Annotated in this window: 17 protein-coding genes; 14 read left to right on the top strand and 3 right to left on the bottom strand. The window is 44.1% G+C overall.

The features are described from left to right. Window positions 1–36: 36 nt before the first annotated feature. The 4 genes from acnD (at window position 37) to CTT31_RS22650 (ending at window position 5,247) form a co-directional block, all read left to right on the top strand. Window positions 37–2,631, top strand: coding sequence for a Fe/S-dependent 2-methylisocitrate dehydratase AcnD (gene acnD, locus CTT31_RS22635; RefSeq protein ID WP_260492606.1), 2,595 nt, complete (start codon window positions 37–39; stop codon window positions 2,629–2,631). A 2-nt stretch (window positions 2,632–2,633) separates the two neighbouring features. After that, window positions 2,634–3,809, top strand: a complete 1,176-nt coding sequence (gene prpF, locus CTT31_RS22640) for a 2-methylaconitate cis-trans isomerase PrpF (protein ID WP_260492607.1) — start codon at window positions 2,634–2,636, stop codon at window positions 3,807–3,809. A 148-nt stretch (window positions 3,810–3,957) separates the two neighbouring features. Further along, window positions 3,958–4,557: a LysE family translocator gene (locus CTT31_RS22645; protein ID WP_260492608.1), complete on the top strand. Its 600-nt coding sequence runs from the start codon at window positions 3,958–3,960 to the stop codon at window positions 4,555–4,557. Between the two features lie 84 nt (window positions 4,558–4,641). Continuing rightward, on the top strand, window positions 4,642–5,247 hold the full coding sequence (locus CTT31_RS22650; protein WP_260492609.1) for a GNAT family N-acetyltransferase: 606 nt from the start codon (window positions 4,642–4,644) through the stop codon (window positions 5,245–5,247). A 66-nt stretch (window positions 5,248–5,313) separates the two neighbouring features. Here CTT31_RS22650 and CTT31_RS22655 read toward each other — a convergent pair whose 3' ends face one another. The 3 genes from CTT31_RS22655 to CTT31_RS22665 form a co-directional block, all read right to left on the bottom strand. Further along, entirely contained in the window at window positions 5,314–6,915 is a 1,602-nt protein-coding gene (locus CTT31_RS22655; RefSeq protein WP_260492610.1) for a sensor histidine kinase, read from the bottom strand. Window positions 6,916–7,092: 177 nt separating this feature from the next. Further along, window positions 7,093–8,106 carry an alcohol dehydrogenase AdhP gene (adhP, locus tag CTT31_RS22660; RefSeq protein ID WP_260492611.1) on the bottom strand — a complete coding sequence of 338 codons (1,014 nt, stop codon included), beginning with the start codon at window positions 8,104–8,106 and terminating at the stop codon, window positions 7,093–7,095. A gap of 392 nt (window positions 8,107–8,498) precedes the next feature. Further along, complete coding sequence (locus tag CTT31_RS22665) at window positions 8,499–12,002, bottom strand: S8 family serine peptidase (RefSeq protein ID WP_260492612.1); 3,504 nt, start codon at window positions 12,000–12,002, stop codon at window positions 8,499–8,501. Between the two features lie 358 nt (window positions 12,003–12,360). Between CTT31_RS22665 and CTT31_RS22670 the strand changes: the two genes are divergently transcribed. From CTT31_RS22670 to CTT31_RS22715, 10 genes are all read left to right on the top strand, one after another. Next, entirely contained in the window at window positions 12,361–13,650 is a 1,290-nt protein-coding gene (locus CTT31_RS22670) for an SAM-dependent methyltransferase (RefSeq protein ID WP_211856682.1), read from the top strand. Between the two features lies 1 nt (window position 13,651). After that, entirely contained in the window at window positions 13,652–14,095 is a 444-nt protein-coding gene (locus CTT31_RS22675; protein WP_039496395.1) for a GNAT family N-acetyltransferase, read from the top strand. Beyond that, window positions 14,095–14,694, top strand: coding sequence for a Crp/Fnr family transcriptional regulator (locus tag CTT31_RS22680; protein ID WP_039496397.1), 600 nt, complete (start codon window positions 14,095–14,097; stop codon window positions 14,692–14,694). The genes CTT31_RS22675 and CTT31_RS22680 overlap by 1 nt, the downstream gene beginning before the upstream one ends. Window positions 14,695–14,764: 70 nt before the next feature. Then, window positions 14,765–15,211, top strand: coding sequence for a methyltransferase family protein (locus CTT31_RS22685; protein ID WP_260492613.1), 447 nt, complete (start codon window positions 14,765–14,767; stop codon window positions 15,209–15,211). 27 nt (window positions 15,212–15,238) lie between these two features. Next, window positions 15,239–15,397 (top strand): I78 family peptidase inhibitor, encoded by a 159-nt coding sequence (locus CTT31_RS22690; protein ID WP_239359693.1) that lies wholly within the window; start codon window positions 15,239–15,241, stop codon window positions 15,395–15,397. A gap of 71 nt (window positions 15,398–15,468) precedes the next feature. Further along, window positions 15,469–15,753, top strand: a complete 285-nt coding sequence (locus CTT31_RS22695) for a hypothetical protein (protein WP_211856678.1) — start codon at window positions 15,469–15,471, stop codon at window positions 15,751–15,753. A 20-nt stretch (window positions 15,754–15,773) separates the two neighbouring features. Continuing rightward, the gene (locus CTT31_RS22700; RefSeq protein WP_130127601.1) at window positions 15,774–15,977 is read left to right on the top strand and encodes a DUF1289 domain-containing protein; all 204 of its coding nucleotides are present in this window, start codon (window positions 15,774–15,776) and stop codon (window positions 15,975–15,977) included. Then, the gene (locus CTT31_RS22705) at window positions 15,978–16,562 is read left to right on the top strand and encodes a glutathione S-transferase N-terminal domain-containing protein (protein ID WP_260492614.1); all 585 of its coding nucleotides are present in this window, start codon (window positions 15,978–15,980) and stop codon (window positions 16,560–16,562) included. A gap of 97 nt (window positions 16,563–16,659) precedes the next feature. Further along, complete coding sequence (locus CTT31_RS22710) at window positions 16,660–17,040, top strand: hypothetical protein (protein ID WP_249122332.1); 381 nt, start codon at window positions 16,660–16,662, stop codon at window positions 17,038–17,040. 137 nt (window positions 17,041–17,177) lie between these two features. Continuing rightward, complete coding sequence (locus CTT31_RS22715; protein ID WP_211856676.1) at window positions 17,178–18,428, top strand: efflux RND transporter periplasmic adaptor subunit; 1,251 nt, start codon at window positions 17,178–17,180, stop codon at window positions 18,426–18,428. Window positions 18,429–18,431 lie beyond the last annotated feature (3 nt).

Raw genomic sequence — 18,431 nt, forward strand, 5'->3', positions numbered from 1 at the left:
CCGCCTGTTCTCCGTCACTGATTGTTGGAAGTTGCTATGAATACTCAATTCCGTAAACGTTTACCTGATTCTGAGCTTTGCTATTACGATACAAAAGAAGCGGTAGAAGCCATCAAACCAGGTAGCTACGAGACTTTACCTTATACCTCACGCGTCCTTGCTGAAAACTTAGTACGCCGCGCTGAGCCTGAAAAACTCAATGATTATCTTGAACAAATTATCGAGCGTCGTCGCGATTTGGACTTTCCGTGGTTTCCTGCTCGTGTGGTTTGCCATGATATTTTGGGTCAAACTGCACTAGTCGACCTTGCGGGTTTGCGTGATGCTATCGCTGAAAAAGGCGGCGATCCGGCTAAAGTCAACCCAGTCGTACCGACTCAACTGATTGTGGATCACAGCTTGGCTGTAGAGCATGCCGGTTATGAAGAAGATGCATTTGAGAAAAACCGCGCGATTGAAGACCGTCGAAATGACGACCGTTTTCACTTTATCAACTGGACCAAAACGGCATTTAAAAACGTTGATGTGATCCCGCCAGGCAACGGTATTTTGCACCAAATCAACTTAGAAAAAATGTCGCCAGTTATTCAAGCGCGCGACGGTGTTGCCTTCCCTGATACGCTTGTTGGCACCGACAGCCACACGCCACACGTTGATGCACTCGGTGTTATTGCCGTTGGTGTGGGTGGCCTTGAAGCAGAAAGCGTGATGCTAGGCCGTGCGTCCTACATGCGATTGCCGGATATTGTTGGGGTTGAAATCATTGGCAAACGCCAACCGGGGATCACCGCAACGGATATCGTACTGGCGATCACTGAGTTTTTGCGTAAAGAGCGCGTCGTTTCTAGCTACTTAGAGTTCTTTGGTGAAGGTACGCAAGACCTTAATTTAGGTGACCGTGCGACAATTTCAAACATGACACCAGAGTATGGCGCAACCGCAGCCATGTTCTACATCGATGAGCAAACCATTGATTATTTGAAGCTCACAGGCCGTGATGACGAGCAAATCAAGTTGGTGGAAAAATACGCTAAGCTGACAGGGCTTTGGGCTGATTCTTTACAAAACGTGCAGTACGAGCGTGTACTTAAGTTCGATTTGTCAACGGTGACGCGTAATATTGCAGGTCCTTCAAATCCGCATCGCCGCGTTGCAACTAACGACCTTGCTAATCAAGGTATTGTTAAAGAGATTGAAGCGCCAAAAGATGGCTTGATGCCAGATGGTGCCGTGATCATCGCTGCTATCACCAGCTGTACTAATACCAGTAACCCACGTAACGTAGTTGCCGCAGGCTTGCTGGCACGTAATGCCAATAAATTAGGCCTTGCTCGTAAACCTTGGGTGAAAACGTCTTTTGCACCGGGGTCAAAAGCGGTACGTTCTTATATGGAAGAGGCAAAGCTCCTACCTGAGCTTGAGCAGCTCGGTTTTGGTGTTGTTGCCTTTGCTTGTACGACTTGTAATGGCATGAGTGGCGCACTTGATCCGAAAATTCAACAAGAAGTGATTGACCGTGATTTATACTCAACGGCAGTGTTATCGGGTAACCGTAACTTTGACGGTCGAATTCACCCTTACGCGAAACAAGCCTTCTTAGCTTCACCACCGTTGGTTGTGGCTTATGCAATTGCAGGCACCGTGCGCTTTGATATTGAAAATGGTGTCTTAGGTCGCGATCAAGAAGGCAATCCGGTCACGCTTAAAGATATCTGGCCAAGCGATGAAGAAATCGATGCGGTGATCAAAGAAAGCGTTAAACCAGAGCAATTCCGCGCCGTTTATGAGCCAATGTTTGACCTCACTGTAGACTATGGTGAAGACAACGACCCTCTTTATCAGTGGCGTCCAATGAGTACCTATATTCGTCGCCCTCCTTATTGGGAAGGGGCACTCGCGAGCGAGCGTACCATGAAAGGCATGCGTCCATTAGCGATTTTAGGCGACAACATCACGACTGATCATTTATCGCCATCGAATGCGATTTTAGCAAGCAGTGCGGCGGGTGAATATCTGGCCAAAATGGGCTTACCAGAGGAAGATTTCAACTCATACGCGACACACCGAGGTGATCACTTAACGGCGCAGCGTGCGACATTCGCCAACCCCAAACTGTTAAACGAAATGGTGGTAGAAAACGGTGAAGTAGTACAAGGTTCACTGGCGCGTGTTGAGCCTGAAGGCAAAGTCACCAGAATGTGGGAAGCTATCGAAACCTATATGGAGCGTAAACAACCGCTGATCATCGTTGCTGGCGCAGATTACGGCCAAGGCTCGTCTCGTGACTGGGCTGCAAAAGGTGTGCGTTTGGCTGGAGTTGAAGTTATTGCAGCGGAAGGGTTTGAGCGTATTCACCGTACCAACTTAATCGGTATGGGTGTACTACCGCTTGAGTTTAAAGCGGGCACGACCCGAAAAACGCTTGAACTCGATGGTACAGAAACCTATGACGTTGAGGGTGAACCGGCACCAGGTGCTACATTAACTCTCGTGATTAACCGTCAAAGTGGTGAGCGTGTAGAGGTGCCTGTGACTTGTCGATTAGATACCTTTGAAGAAGTGTCTATTTACTCTGCAGGTGGCGTGTTACAACGCTTTGCTCAAGACTTCCTCGAAGCGGAAGGTGTATAACCATGAGTCAATTTAAGCCGCAAATTAAAATTCCCGCCACTTATATGCGTGGCGGCACCTCTAAAGGGGTGTTCTTTAATTTAACAGATTTACCCGAGTACGCGCAGCAACCGGGTGAAGCGCGAGATAACTTGCTGTTACGTGTAATTGGCAGCCCAGATCCCTATGGTAAACATACCGATGGCATGGGCGGTGCGACTTCCAGTACCAGCAAAACCGTGATTTTAAGTAAAAGCGACAAAGCCGACCATGACGTGAATTATCTTTTTGGTCAGGTCGCTATCGACAAGCCATTTATTGATTGGAGCGGAAACTGTGGCAATTTAACGGCTGCAGTAGGTGCATTTGCGATTAGTAATGGCTTAGTCGACGCGGATAAAGTGCCAGAGAACGGCGTCGCCGTCGTTAAAATCTGGCAGGCGAATATTAGCAAAACCATAGTGGCGCATGTTCCAATCAGCAATGGGGAAGTGCAAGAGACGGGCGACTTTGAACTGGATGGCGTAACTTTCCCAGCAGCAGAAGTGGTGGTTGAGTTTATGGATCCAAGCGACCCAGATGTTGATATGTTTCCGTCGGGCAATCTCGTCGATACGTTAACTGTGCCTGATGAAGGCACCTTTGAAGTGACCATGATAAGTGCCGGGATCCCTACGCTTTTCTTCCGTGCTTCCGATTTAGGTTATGAAGGTACAGAGTTACAAGAAGCGATTAATGGAGACTCAGCTGCACTAGAGCGATTTGAAAAGATCCGTGCTTATGGCGCAGTTAAAATGGGTTTAATAGGTCATATTGACGAAGCGAAAGTTCGCCAACATACCCCCAAAATTGCCTTTGTTGCACCTTCTAAATCTTATGCTGCGTCGAGCGGTAAAGCGGTGGAAGCCAATACCATCGACTTAAACGTTCGCGCCTTATCTATGGGTAAGTTGCACCATGCGATGATGGGCACAGCCGCTGTGGCGATAGCAACCGCGGTGGCAATTCCTGGCACCTTAGTTAACGAAGCCGCTGGTGGTGGCGATCTTAACTCCGTAACCTTTGGACATCCGTCAGGCACCTTAAAGGTTGGCGCGGAAGCACTACAAGAGTCTGGTCGTTGGCAAGCTAAAAAAGCCGTCATGAGCCGCAGCGCTCGCGTGCTAATGGAAGGCCGAGTTCGCATCCCAGAGGCGTAGCTCCATACTAAATTAAAGGCTCTGTTCCCAAGAGCCTTATTCTCTACATAAGAAAACTCCCGAGTTGTTGCTTGGTCGTTAAGGTATGCCTGTCATTCGGCTTCTTCTTTGATTTCCACCATGCAGACTTGAAATTCATAAGGACAATATGATGTTTGAAGCTTTACTTTCTGTGGCAATCACAACCGCGGTATTACTTGGTTCACCCGGTCCTGCGCCACTAGCACTAGCTGCGACGGGGGCGAGTCAAGGTGTTAAAAAAGGTTTCCCGTTCTTAGCTGGTATTTTGGCAGGATTGCTTGTCGCGGTGATCTTTGCAGCCACAGGGGTTGCAGGGTTACTGGTTAGCCATCCCCAAGTGACACTCATGCTCAAATGGCTTGCAGCCGCCTACTTAATTTATGTTGCCTACAAAATTGCAGCAAACAACGCGGCGCTTGGCGGTGCAGGTGCGCAGCTACCGAGCTTTAAAGATGGGTTTATTCTTAACCTCCTCAACCCCAAAGCCTACGCGGCTTGTATCGCTATTTTTGCGACGGCTTCGGTGCCGGCAAGCTCAAACCTAGTTGCTACGGTACTTGCCGCTAGCGTGTGCTACGTGGTGGCGATAGTGATCGACACAATGTGGCTGGTATTAGGTGGTGTGATTTTTAAAACACTGAATGATGAGACCGTACTTAAACAGATCCGAATTGGTTTTGCGTTGACTTTGGTTGTGCTCGTTCTTTACGGGCTATTTGTCGTTTGAGGTTGATGGGAAGTCACAGGCATAGCTTTTAGACTTGAATAGATGTAATAATCTGAGTTATGCAACCGTCACTCAGAAAAGCCAATGATCGCCCCACCAGATGAAAACAACGTCCCCATAAGTGATATCCGTGTTGAATTTTCGGACTCGGCATTTGCTTTGAGAACGTTAAGAGTGGGTGAATATCAACGGTTGGAGCACCTGTTTTCGCTTAGATATGGTGCAGAGTACGATGCCGAAGAGTTATTAAAGTTACGACAACAAAGAGTGCTAGTACCTTTTTTACAAGCAGCTGAAGATAAATCAAAGCACTGTATTTGTGTGCGGCAAACTCAAACGCGCGAAATGCTTGGCATGATCTTAATTACAGTCGATGACTCAGCGGCCAAAAAAGTATTGGTAGAAGAGAGTTGGTTTATTCACGATACTCTGTTCGACAAGGTGTTTTGTTTATTCGTGACAGAGTATTTGAATACTCTAGGCTTCGCTTTGGTTGAATTTAGAGTCGACGAGCGTAATGATTTAGTACGCCGGTTGGTTGAGCAACTTGGTGCGCACTTTGACGGCATATTACATCGTGAAGGTGTTTATCGGAACGAGTGCTTCAACCTTGCTGTGTACTCTATATCTCAGGAAGAGTGGCAGTGCGTTGTTCCTCTGTATTCTATTTACAAAGCATTGCCACAATAATAGGGAAGCTTAAAGTGTGCATTTATGGAAAGTAAACCAAAGTATCGGCTGAGTCCGTTAGCGCGACTAGCTCGGCAACTTGATAATGATGCATGTTCCGGAATTAGATTCTGTTTCACACTCAATTACGCCATTAAAATACTGAGTGACAATAGCGAGCGCAACACTTAGCCCTAAACCCAAGCCTTTTTGGGTGCGATTACCGACAACAAAAGGATCAAATACTTTATCTTTGATTTCATGTGGAATACCGCCGCCGTTGTCCGTGACTTTAATCGTATATCCAAGTTTTGAGGCTTGAGCTGATATAATCACACATGGGCTTTGCATTGAGTTATCAGCAAAGGCGTGGTAAAACGCATTTTCTATTACAGGTTGGAAAACCTGCTGTAACAACCTTTCAGGCGCGGTGATAGCAAGTGCTTCGGGAATATCTAAGGTAATATCAATATGTGGGTGTTGATTGGCAAGCTCACTCACACAATGTGTGATAAGTGGCTGTAAGTAAACAGGCTTTACTTCTCCTTCAAATCCAGTATTGGTGATTATTTTGAGCTTGTCGATAATACCAGTGATCCGCTCGGTACTATTGACGACGAGTTTGGCACAGCTTTCAATATTTTCTATCGAATGCAATAAAGCAGACTTGGCTATTTCATTTTTATTAACCCTTTGTCTTACTCCTTCGACAAGCAATAGTTGGTTACTGGAAGCGGTCATGGCGACGCCAATCGGCGTGTTAATCTCATGGGCAAGTCCTGGGATCAATCGCACCAGCGTTGCTGACTTTTCGGCGTTTATCAGGCGTTTTTGAGTCTCACTGAGTTCGCTGATCGCGTGATTAAGTGCTTTGTTTTTTTCTATTAACTCTTCAGTTTGGCTTTTTACCTCCGTATTTAGATAATCAATAATACTTTTACGGATGGCCGAACGAGAGTTGTACAACGCGATGAGGCTAAGTAATAGCAAGATAAAACAAACAAACGCGGCGCCATAATAGGACTTTACCTTTTTATTGCTGCTTGCAAGGAGTGAGCTGAAATCCTGCTCTCTGCGTTCTAAAAAGGCATTGATGTGCGTCATTATTTGTACTTTACTTTGGAGGTAAGCCTCGCTGTACAAAATCTTGAGGGCCTGCTGATTTTTCCCTGCTGCCACTAGGTCAAAGGCTTCACGCTCAAGTGAGACGAGTGCTTCACTTTTATCCTCTGCATTTCGCAACATAGTTAATTCATCCGTAGAAACCCCATTTTCTAATAATAATGTCAGCAGCGCTTTTGGTGCTTCTTTTTCAAATGGTGCTTGACCCTCTTTGACCAGCAACATGTCCCAATAGACGCGGTGCAAATGCTTAGGGCGGGGGGAAGTGCCGTTACGGATCGTTAAGATCTCATCAAAAAATTGCTTAAATTTGGGGTTGCCCGTGGCGGCATAAGCCCGAGCCATCATGGTGAGTTGATCTGAGCTGAGCCTCAACTCTTGGGATAAACGAACAAGATTAAAATTTCTTTCTATTTCTTGCTCTTGCGCTTCCTTATTGACGAATGCCAAAAATGTGAACACCACAGAAAGAAAAAAAAGCAGCATGGAGAGCGCTGATATATGGTAGAAGTACTTAAAGCTAAATGACTGACTTGGATGAAGTATGTTGCTTTGACTGGCTGCCATGTATTCAACGTTGTTAAGACTCGAATACACAAAGTATAGTTAACCTAAGCTCGGAATAACAATTTGTTCTCTGGCCGTTGTCATCCCACGTTCTGGTTGGTCGTTCTCGGCTTTTGTTACTTTGCCGAAGTGAGAAAGCAGCCAAATGGACAACAAGTATTTAGCTGCTCGATGGGTCTAGTCGAAAGTAAGCACGATCCTGCCATTAATGTCGCTATTGAGCATATCGTCAAATATATCGTTGATTTGCTCAAGTGGTTTGGTTTCAATAATGGCTTTTACCTTGCCCTCAGCAGCAAACTGTAAGCATTCAGTGAGGTCTTGACGAGTACCAACGATACTGCCAACAACACTAATACCTTTAAGAACGGTATCAAATATAGGAATAGGCATTTCTTCAGGTGGTAAGCCAACGAGCACACAAGTACCGCCGCGCTTTACGCTGTTAAATGATGTGGTAAAGGCTGGCTTTGAGACCGCGGTACAAACCACGGCTTGGACTCCACCAAGCTTATTTTGCATCAACTTTGCGGGATCGCTCTGCTTAAAGTCGATACATAAATCGGCGCCAAGATCTTTTGCTAGTGCTAACTTTGATTCGCCAGTGTCAACTGCAACTACATTCAGCCCCATTGCTTTGGCGTATTGCACTGCTAAGTGACCAAGGCCCCCTACACCAATAATGGCAACCCATTCACCGGGTTTGGCTTTCGATACTTTTAGTGCTTTATAGGTGGTGACGCCCGCGCAGAATAGAGGTGCGGCATCGACAAATGACAAGCCTTCGGGGATTTTTACCACGTAGTTGGCATCGGCTTTACAGTACTGTGCGTAACCGCCGTCGACGGAATAGCCGCTATTTAACTGCTCTGGGCATAAGTTTTCGTCGCCTTTTAGGCAGTGTTCACAATGACCGCAGGCGCTATGAAGCCAAGGTACACCCACTCTATCACCAACGGCTAGATGTTTAACATCGTCAGCTTTTGCGATAACGGTACCCACACCTTCGTGACCAGGCACTAGTGGTAATTTAGGCTTAACCGGCCAGTCACCATGACAGGCGTGTAAGTCGGTGTGACAAACACCACAGGCGGCTATTTCAACGATGACCGCTCCTTGAGTAAGTTGCGGTTTCTCAATTTCTTGAATTTCTAACGGTTGTTTAAATTGGTGCACTAACGCTGCTTTCATCTTTTTGCTCCTTGATTGAGTCGATAGTAGCTTAGCAGCTATAACTAGGAACAATTTGATCCGAAACAATGAATGAGGTGAGAGTAAATAACCTGAGCTGCGGATAATTAATGCCTTTCTAGCAGCCAGTTTTAGCGCTAACTGCGTTGAATTCACTTCCAATAGCCAGCTATTGGTGCGTAAATTCGCCTTGCCTACAGGATGTAGGTACCTTAGCGAGAGCAGGACGCGGAAGCGGTGTTTTCCCTAAAACTTGCTGGCTAGACAAGGAAAAAACTAAGTTGTGCTTTAGCAACAATGAGTTGGAACATTCCTTATCCAAACCTCAGGTTAAATAAAAATGGCGAGCACAATGCTCGCCATTTCATTACTTAATTATAAAAAGTAGGGTGTTATTTTCTTCTACGTAGTAGCACAAGTGGTGCAGCTAGTAGTAACCAAAATAGTGAACCGCTTGAAGATTTTGATGGTGTCGGCGTAGGCGTTGGATCTGGAGTCGGCTGTTCTGACTCTTCATCCATTAAGTTTGTTACCTCGACCATAATTTTCGCAGGCTCAGATACATTGCCACCGGTATCAGTCGCCACGACTTCAAGCTCAACGCTTTCTAGTCCTGAGTCGAAGTCTAGTTGCTCGCTGTTGGCGACAATGACCTGTCCTGATGAATTAACCGTGATAGCTGAAGAAGTTGAAGCAATAACAATAAACTCAGAAACTGGGTTCGCAAAGTCAGATGCGTATTCAACCTCTAGCTGGCCAATAACGGTATCTACTGCTGTATTTTCCTCGACAGAGAATGACTGATCAGCGGTGATGATTGGCGCTTTCGCTGATTCTTCTGACGGAGAAACAATAACTGGCACCGCCCCGTTACTTGATAGAATCATGAAATCATTGTCGGAGAAAGTTAGGTTTGCTGACTCACCAGGTGCAAGCTCTGTTACTTCATTACCAGCATCATCAACGAGCATAGCTAAACCTTCCGCTTCAGTTGTAGCTACTTCCATTGCTGGTGCTTTTATCATAAAGCTATTCGCGAAAGCTTCATCTAATGAGTTAGAGGGGATAGGCATCCAAGTCTCTTCTTCCGTGCGGAAGCGAATTTTGGCTTCCACTCCAGTTGCGATCTGCTCGGCAGTAAGTCCAAATGCATCGGCACAACTGCTCATGGTGACGAAATTATTACCTGATGCAAAGTTAATATTAGTAATAAAACCGCTTCCTGAACCATAACCATGAGTAAATGAGATAGCGCTACCAGATAGGAAATTGCCAAACCATTCTTGCTTGCCGTTTTGAACAGTTACATCATAAGTGCCATCTGGCGATGTCTCACCTTCAGCTGGCAAATCGAAATCAGCCATAAAGCCACCTTGATAAGTGTGGATAATAGGTTGATTAGTAACCATGGTCGTGAATAGCATGTAACCGGTATCACAAACGCTAGTTGGAACTGAAGTTGTTTCTACAGAAGCACCGATTATATCTAAACGTTCGCTATCACCTGTTTCATCTTTTGCAACAGTTGGAGCGAAAAATGGCTCTAAAGTCGCAGCGCCAGTATTGGTTAATACGTGTCTAGCACCTTGGTCATCAACGACAGGCATGACTTTAGCATTCGCGGCGGCTTTTGGTAGCACATGATAAACCAAGTGCAGCGCTTTTGCGTCGCCAGACATAAAGTTCAATGCACCATCAAGCTCTAACGTTGTAAGGTCGTGTGTTGCATCCAAGAATGCCATGTTGGCAGAAGTTAATGTCCACTCAGGCAGTTTAGTTGGATCTATAGTTGCTGTGACGTCAAACGAGATGGTTTGTCCTGCAGGAACGGTGATCGACTCAGGAAAGGCCATACTGAGTGCACCACGCTCTGCGTCGTCAGCAAATCGCTGCTCATATGCCAATGTATAGGTCTGTTCTTGATTCGAGAAGTTTTTAACGACTACCTTCTTGGTGATAGATGAAGTTTCAGATAGTGACACCAAGCCAAATGATAGCGCTGCTTGCATCGTATCTTCAGCCCATGCTGCAACTGGAAGGTTTGCCGCTTTTTCAACATCTACAAGACCTGAGCCGATAAAGCTGATTGGCGCAAGCGCAGCATTTGGGTTTTGCGAGCGAGGCTCCATGGTAACATCTAAGTTAGCCGCGTTCATTAATGTTGCTTTTAGTTCAAAACCATTGCGATTTGGTAGTGCTTCTTTAAGCATACTCATGGCTCCAGCTGTAATAGGGCCAGAGAATGAAGTTCCACTTGCTGGAGTGAGTCCATCACCAAGGCCTGGATGTGCAGTCATAATGCTAACACCTGGCGCTGTGATTTCAGGTTTTAACCTTCCGCTGATAGAAGGTCCACGAGAGGTAAATGACGCGATCATGCCTTCTTTTAGAATGATTGTGGCATTCACATTATAGGCAACATTGTTTCCAGCCAATAACTGTTGTTTAAGTGCTTTACCTTGGCTGTAGCTCAAACCAATAGTTGGGATCTCAATACCTGGAGCACTGCCTCCAGGCTCTGTTGGACCACCACCTTCAACATTATTGGCAATCATAACCAATTTAGCGCCCTTCGCTTGGGCGTTTAGCACTTTTTGGGTGAAGTTACATGCACCGCGGTCAACGAGGACAGCTTTGCCCGTAAAGTCGACCTCATCTGCAAAAGGATCACAAGCAATAGATGTTGCATCTCCGCGGTCGTTCTTTTCAGTCTCAACAAATGCTAGCGGGGTTGTGTCGCTACTAAATTCAAACTCTTCAAAGCCCTCAGGGTTAAAACTTGCCGCACCAGCTTCAGTCGTTTCGCCCATCAAGGACGCTAAAATGTGCTGACCTTTTATGACAGAGTGCTCCATAGCACCAACAGAAAGTGCATTATCTGTTGTACTTGGGCCACCAACTATAAATGGTGTAGGGCCATCATTACCTGCTGAGATAACAACGTTAGTACCTAGCATCACGGCTTTATCGATAAGTTCTTGAACTGCACCTGCACGATTATCGCCAAAATCTCCGCCTAGTGACATGTTAACAACATCTACTCTGTCAGAAATATCACCGTCCCCATTGGGATCCATTGCAGATTCCAACGCTAAAAGTTGAGCCAAGCCAGGGCAAGTTTCTGCACAGACGGAGTAAACAAATAATTCAACGTTTGGTGCGATACCTGTTACTGAATGAGAAACGTGTGTACCGTGGTTAGTACCTGCATCAATTGGATCTGGATCGTTGTTGATAAAGTCATATCCACCTAATACTAAGCCTTGTGGCCAAGCCGGCGTATCTGCAGGGTTGCTTGCAGCAGCTTCATACGCTTCAACTGTGCCAGGGCCACCAAACGCTTGGTGGGTGTAATCAATACCCGTATCAAGTACCGCAACACGAACTCCTTCACCTGTAACTTCACCAGTGGAAACTAAAGGCGTTGCCTTTATGTAGTCGGCACTGTCTGCCACATTCAATTTATAATCAAATACAGGTAACACAGAATGTACCAATGGATTGTGTAGTAGTTTGTTAACTTCAGCTTCTTCGCCATTGACGATAATTGCATTAGATAGCTTAGACGTTTTAGCGACAACCTGCAGCGTAGGACTAGTGCTAGCGATTGCGGTTTCTACGCTCTGTTGAGCTTGCTGAATACTTGATGTTGCATTTTTGACGTTAATACCAGTAAGGCTTTGTTCTGCAATAGAAGGTGTGTGTAATTTAACTAACCACGTAACGACGTTGTGAGTTGATTTTCTCGCCTGTTTGTTTTTAAAATCGGGATATTGGCTTTGTAAAGGAGGTTTGTTTTCAAAATTATATTGATTGTACGTCGCAGCGGTAACGGTAGAAGAAGATAAAGCTGTCACTACGGCGATTGCGAGTGCTGACTTATTTAGAGTTGACATCGGATTTCCCCATCATACTTGTTATGATTTTTATTTGTTTTGTTTACATCCTGGATCAGGATTTGAACAAATATAGTTCCTTTTTGGGTGTCATTTCAACTTTTTGTTACGGAAAATGGGATTTTTAATTTTTTAATTCTTTTGTCATTAACAATTTCATGACGTAGGATCATTAAGTGGGGAATATGCCTTTTCTCATTGTTTCGAACGTTGCTGAGATGGTGAAGCCAAAATGCATTAGCAACACAGCAAGTTAATTGAATATTTTTATTGCTAATATTTTCACACTATTCTTAAATAATAATTCATTAAAAAGAAGTCGTTAGCCCAATAAATCTTATATATCGCAGGAAAGAAAATGGATCTTAATAGCTTTAATCTCGGATGTTTAGCAGGAATTTTTTCCGCAAATAAGCAGTCTCCTGAATTGACTGTATTGTTTGACGAGTTCGTGCAATGTTTTGGTAAATTGAGTGGCGTTGATACTCAGTTTGATTTGAATGATTGGAGTAGTGTTCACACTGAGTATGGTGTAGCCATTTCCCCTGTTCAGGCCGCTAAATGTTCTCAAGAACAGCTGCGTAGTTTGGTTTTTATGCAGGGCGTAAAAGCAGCGATTGAAGATAAATTGAGTGAAGGCTTATCCGAAGTTCGTATTTTATACGCAGGCACCGGTCCCTACGCCACGCTATTGCTTCCATTGTTAGCACTACGCCCCAGTCTTCCTATAAAAGCTACCCTACTTGATATACACCCAGAAAATGTCGTAGCGGTGAAAAAGTTAATTGATACTTTTGATGTCGAGCACTGTATCGAACAGCTGGTTTGTTACGATGCATTAAAATGGCAGGGTGAAGAAAAATGTAGCTTTGATATCGTGATTTCCGAGACGATGACGGCACTACTAAAAAGAGAGCCACAAGTTTGGATCTTCAAGCATCTATTTCCTTACCTCAAAGAAGACGGTATTTTGATCCCTGAGTCTATCGCATTATCGGCAACATTAAATAGAAAAGGGGAGCAAATACACATTGGAGAGTTTTTTAACTTACAGAAATCTTCGGTACAGAAACTCAGTGGTGGTGACGATACGCTATTAAGTGGGAAGCTGGTTATCCCAGATAGCCACCAGCCAGGAGATGGCTTTAAGTTGCAAACGGATATCGTCGTTTATGATAGCTACGCACTTGGTGAAAATGAATGCAGTCTCAATATTCCGTTTACCATCCCATGTGAAGCAACTAATTTATCAGCTGGCGCTATTGTCAAATATGCATACGTCAATTATGAATCTCCCGAGTTCGTGTTTGAATTCCCATCACCGCCGAGTTTCGTGCAAGATAATTGCCTTGCGCCCATAGATGAACAGGGAAAGCTTGGCCTTGTTGGAATAAAAAGTGTTTTTCAGCATTCTCAGCTCATCAAGTATGGTAAGAATATGGCTATGCCTGAAAATCTTTGGTTATGTCAGCAAGCTTTGTGTGATGCTTTTAATGTTTCGCTTCAAGATTGGCTAGCGAAGCTCTATCAATCCGTTACTTTAGAGGCTTTTGAGGAGTGGCTAATGGAACAAGAATCGAGATTACAGGATAGCCTTTTTATTAGTGAACTTAATTCGAAACTTTTACTTAAGTATAAAAGCGAATGAGATGGTCACATTAGTTCGAGGTGTTTTTACACAACTTCCAGCTTTGAGCGAAATGGAGAATGCGGATGATAATAAGGAATTTATCTTGAGCAATTCGCTGCTTGCTCATCAGCAGTTATTTTCTGAATCCAACATACACTATTTAACAATCCACTCAGGCAGTGAAATAGTTGGCTTTATTATTTTAGCCGTTGAACTAGAACTGAAAAGTGTTGAATTTCGCCGGATTGTGGTTGCTAAAAAGGGATTGGGAATAGGGCAAGAAGCGATAAATCAGATGGAAAAATATGTGTTAGAGGAGTTGCGTATAACGCGCATTTGGCTAGATGTATTTGCTGATAATACACGAGCACAACACATATACCAAAAGCTTGGATATCAGCAGTTCGATACGATGCCTTACGACAATAAAATCCTGTTATTATTCGAAAAGCACTTACATTAATGTCTAAATCAAGTAACGAAAATTATCAAAAATGGTTAGCTGTATATGGGCGGTTAGTGGAGTTTTCACTCGAGGATTGGCTGCTTATGGCTCCGTATATAAAAATCGGTCATATCACAGCCGATACGATGCTATTCGAACAGGGTGAGAAAATCTCGAGTGTTTATTTCTTATTAGATGGATATGGACGTTATTTCTACCTAGATGAAAAGGGTAATGAACGGAACAAATCTCTGCTACAGAAGGGCGGGGCATTCTCTTGTTTATCTTGTTATCTAGAAGAGCAGCCGAGTCCATTTTCAACGCAAGCGCTAACGGACAGTGTGATTGCCGAAATTCGCTATGCTGACTTAGTCACTGTATCTGAGAAAAACCTCAACTGGGGGCGGTTTGTGCGCAAAATTTATGAACAGTTAGTGCTTAAAAAAGAGAAACGCGAAGCGGCGTTACTCCAGTTAAGTGCAAAGGAAAGGTATTTACGCTTTATCACAGAAAATCAAGCATTAAGCCGCTCGGTTGCATTGCGCCATATCGCGATGTACCTTGGGATCACGGATGTATCACTGTCGAGAATTAGAAAAGAGCTTGGCTTAACATAGGTTAAGGCGCAGCAACAAAATTCGCATTACCTTATCTTTAATTTTTGTCCTACAGATAAGGAATAACATCATGCAAAAGCTACTGCCTCCTATTTTACTGCTTTTATTTGTCATATTGATGCCTGTGGTGTGTTGGTTAACTGCTGCACCACATTTTATTTATTACCCTTTCAATCTATTAGGGTTAGTACCGATTGCTTTGGGGTTTGCACTGGCCAAGTCGGGCAGCACGATATTCGCGAAGGAAGAAACCAATATTATGACTTTCAATAAGCCTGATAAATTAGTGGAAGCTGGGGTATTTCAATATACCCGCAACCCCATGTACCTAGGTTTTGTCATTGTATTACTGGGCTATGCTGTATTAACCGGTGGTGCACTTGTGTCATTTTTGTTTGTGATTGCTTTTTTACTTATTGCCGACAGATGGTACATTCAATTTGAAGAAAAGATGATGGAACAAACTTTTGGAGATGCCTATTTACGCTATCAAAGGAGAGTGCGTCGTTGGCTTTAAATTCCAAGCATAAATGAGGATAAAGTGGTGCAAGATATTGATTATTCAAAATCCCTACAAACAATCGTTGGTAAGGTGGTTAGAGTGTACCAATCTGGAGATATGCTTACCCAAGATCATCAACCTCAGCGACTCAATATTGAGTTAAACGACGCGCAACAGGTAGTGCGTATGTGGTGGGGATAGCCCCGCCCAGTTTGTATATTGATTGATGAAGATGGTGTATTTCGTCCAATAATATGACTATAGGTATTAAGATGCATATTGGCCTAGTTAAGGTATTTTTTGTTTTAGCCACGTTCACGAGCCTAGCAGTCTATGCCGTTAGCTACGATGAAATAACAGATATTGATGCGCTGGCGGCGCATTTTGATGAGCCGACTTTTGAACAACACTTTTCAGAGGAAGGTATGGAATTTATTTGGTTTTACTTTAAGGATATTGACCACTCTTTTTTGATTAATACTGAGACTGGAGAGGTCTGCCATCATTTTAAAGGCAAAAAGAGAGAGTCTTGTTTTCCGGCAAGCTATTTTGAGTAAATCTGTATGAAGGAGCAGCGATGTCACACTCTAGTTGTAATTTAGTCCAGTCCCCTTGCATCAGAAAGTGTTGTTTGGATGATAAAGATGTGTGCTTAGGCTGCTTTAGAACGTTGGACGAAATCACCGGCTGGACAAGTTACAGCGAAGATGAAAAGCTCAAAGTCTTAGCGCATTGCACGAGGCGCAAACAGCAACATACTCAAAAATATAAAGGAAATTAAATGAAATTGGTAATTGGGACCGAATCAACTTGGTCATTAAGAGCGCTGTTATGTGCGTCTATCCTAGATATTAAGTTAGACATTGAACTTATCGATTTGACCTCTTGTGATGACAAAGCAAAGTTGGCCAATGTATCGCCGACTAAACAAGTACCAGTTTTGCTCGTGGAAGGTCATGTCATTACTGATTCACTCGCGATTGCAGAGTTCTTCAACGACCTTAGTGAAGGCGGTTTGCTGCCACAAGACCCTTATGAGCGTGCACAGGCACGTAGTCTTGTCGCTGAGATGCACGCTGGCTTCACTGCGCTACGCTGTGAATTACCTTTTTCTTTCACGCCAAATACGTCAATAAATTTGTCGGATGCGGCAAAGCGCGAACTAAAAAGGGTAGAGACTCTTTTTGCTGCGGCTCACTCCCCATTTATGTTTGCAAAGCCAACTATGGTCGATGCATTTTATGCTGTGCTTGCTTATCGTTTATTTAGCTACGGTATTCAATTGGCGCAGCCCGCAACGGAATATCAGAATGAATTGGTTGCATGGCTTGAAGCTCGCAGCATATTGCACTTAGTGCATCCGTAGTTTTATAGTGAATGCGAAAGTACCGTATGAATCTTGAATTTAAAGACTAAGCAAAAGTCGAAGTGCCAAGTTACGCAAAGTAATACTGCTTAATAGTGTGTTATTACCAGCCACAGTACTTGGTTTTGTCTACCTGCCAGACTTACTCCAAGCAAACATTAATGGTGCTGGAAAACTCATGGCTGCCGTGGGGATGGGGCCAGCTATTGCATTGGTTTATAGCATTATTATTGGTGTGGCGGAGCAACAGTTTGCCCGGTTTGATAACCAAGGTATTACCTTTGGTGGTCCTGTCTCTGGTGAAACCTTTTGCAACTGGCTCGGCGTGCGTGAGCTGACATTGAGCGACGACCAAACAGCGTTGCACGTACAGAGTTCAGGCTTGAATACTACGGTGATGTTTCCATTAAAAAAATATGGAATTTCGCTCTACGATTATCAGCAAATACAAATGTTTCGCTTTCGACACAGTTATTAAGTTGTTAGTGTCTCGATTTCGACACATGTTTTATCGAGTACGAACTCAGCTCTACTGTATTGTATTGATTCTTATATAAAAAATATTTGGCCTAAAATTTGATTCATCATCTGTATTCTCAAAGTGGAGTACAGAGTATGGATATAAAACTGGCGAAAACAAAGCGCATGCCGCTTAAGAAGCTCGCATTGCTTGTTATTGTGCTACTTGTGGTCGGTTTGGTGTTTTTTGCCAAAGCATATACCCAAAGTGCATCAAACGTGGTTTTCCAAGAAGAGTTAATCGTTGCTAAAGTTCAACAGGGCGAGTTTGAACTCAGTGTTAAGGGACTTGGCAGTCTTGCATTGGAAAAACGCCATTTGGTTACCAGTAGTAGTGGTGGAAAAGTAGTTGAAGTGTTGGTTAAACCGGGTGAAATGGTCACTCAAGGTACGCTACTTGCTCGGCTTGAAAACCCATCACTGCGCGAAGCGCTCATTCAAAAACATAGCCAACTTACCAAAATTTCAGCACAACATGAGGCCGAACTTGCAGAATTAAAGGCCAAAGTGCAAGAGGCCCAAACCGCACATCATGATGCTTTGCTGGCTTATAAAGCCGACAAAATTCAGTGGCAGGCGCAAAAAACCTTAATAGAAAAGGGCAATAGCACTATCTCTATGCTTGATCATCAACGCAGCGAGTTTGCAATGCAGCGTAGTCAAAAGCAAGTGGAGTTACAGCAAGCTAGGGTTGCCACTCAGCAAGAAGTGCAACAGGCAAAAGCCAAAGCGCAGCTGGCTGAGCAAGCAAGTCTACGTTCCGAAATAAAGCTACTTGAAGAGAATATTGCTGCACTTGATGTGCGCTCGCCAATTACTGGACAAATTCAGGATGTGCTGATTGAAGTGGGCATGCAATTGTCTAATACCAGTTCGGTTGCAGAGGTGGCAGATCCGCGTTTGCTGGTTGCTAAGATAAACATCGCAGAACTAGATGCGCCGCATGTACAAGTTGGGCAGTCGGCTACAATCGATACTTACACTTCGCGTTTTAACGCCATCGTAAAACGCGTTTCCCCAAAAGTCACCAATAGCCAAGTTGAGGTAGAGCTGAGCATTGAAGGCACTTTGCCAAGAGAAGCCAGAGATAAACTCAACATTGAAGGGGTTATTGTAACGAGCCATAAGGCCGAGGCGATATTCGTCGCAATGCCAGCCAATGCTGTTGCAAATAATCAAGCGAGCGTGTTTGTTGTTGATGAGCATCTCGCCACGAAAAAAACGGTTAAATTTGGTCAGCGTTCGGTAAACTACATCGAAGTGCTTGAAGGGCTTAATAAAAATCAAATTATCATTATTTCCGATATGGAAAAGTATACTCAAGATAGCCAAGTGCTAGTGCGTTAACAG

The organism is Pseudoalteromonas maricaloris (assembly GCF_024746855.1).
Lineage (GTDB): Bacteria > Pseudomonadota > Gammaproteobacteria > Enterobacterales > Alteromonadaceae > Pseudoalteromonas > Pseudoalteromonas maricaloris.

Coding starts and splice junctions, on each gene's coding strand:
- CTT31_RS22670 (WP_211856682.1), top strand. CDS start 12,361: ATGGATCTTAATAGCTTTAATCTCGGATGTTTAGCAGGAATTTTTTCC.
- CTT31_RS22665 (WP_260492612.1), bottom strand. CDS start 12,002: ATGTCAACTCTAAATAAGTCAGCACTCGCAATCGCCGTAGTGACAGCT.
- prpF (WP_260492607.1), top strand. CDS start 2,634: ATGAGTCAATTTAAGCCGCAAATTAAAATTCCCGCCACTTATATGCGT.
- CTT31_RS22645 (WP_260492608.1), top strand. CDS start 3,958: ATGATGTTTGAAGCTTTACTTTCTGTGGCAATCACAACCGCGGTATTA.
- adhP (WP_260492611.1), bottom strand. CDS start 8,106: ATGAAAGCAGCGTTAGTGCACCAATTTAAACAACCGTTAGAAATTCAA.
- CTT31_RS22700 (WP_130127601.1), top strand. CDS start 15,774: ATGTCACACTCTAGTTGTAATTTAGTCCAGTCCCCTTGCATCAGAAAG.
- CTT31_RS22685 (WP_260492613.1), top strand. CDS start 14,765: ATGCAAAAGCTACTGCCTCCTATTTTACTGCTTTTATTTGTCATATTG.
- CTT31_RS22650 (WP_260492609.1), top strand. CDS start 4,642: ATGATCGCCCCACCAGATGAAAACAACGTCCCCATAAGTGATATCCGT.
- CTT31_RS22675 (WP_039496395.1), top strand. CDS start 13,652: ATGGTCACATTAGTTCGAGGTGTTTTTACACAACTTCCAGCTTTGAGC.
- CTT31_RS22715 (WP_211856676.1), top strand. CDS start 17,178: ATGGATATAAAACTGGCGAAAACAAAGCGCATGCCGCTTAAGAAGCTC.
- CTT31_RS22695 (WP_211856678.1), top strand. CDS start 15,469: ATGCATATTGGCCTAGTTAAGGTATTTTTTGTTTTAGCCACGTTCACG.
- CTT31_RS22680 (WP_039496397.1), top strand. CDS start 14,095: ATGTCTAAATCAAGTAACGAAAATTATCAAAAATGGTTAGCTGTATAT.
- CTT31_RS22705 (WP_260492614.1), top strand. CDS start 15,978: ATGAAATTGGTAATTGGGACCGAATCAACTTGGTCATTAAGAGCGCTG.
- CTT31_RS22655 (WP_260492610.1), bottom strand. CDS start 6,915: ATGGCAGCCAGTCAAAGCAACATACTTCATCCAAGTCAGTCATTTAGC.
- acnD (WP_260492606.1), top strand. CDS start 37: ATGAATACTCAATTCCGTAAACGTTTACCTGATTCTGAGCTTTGCTAT.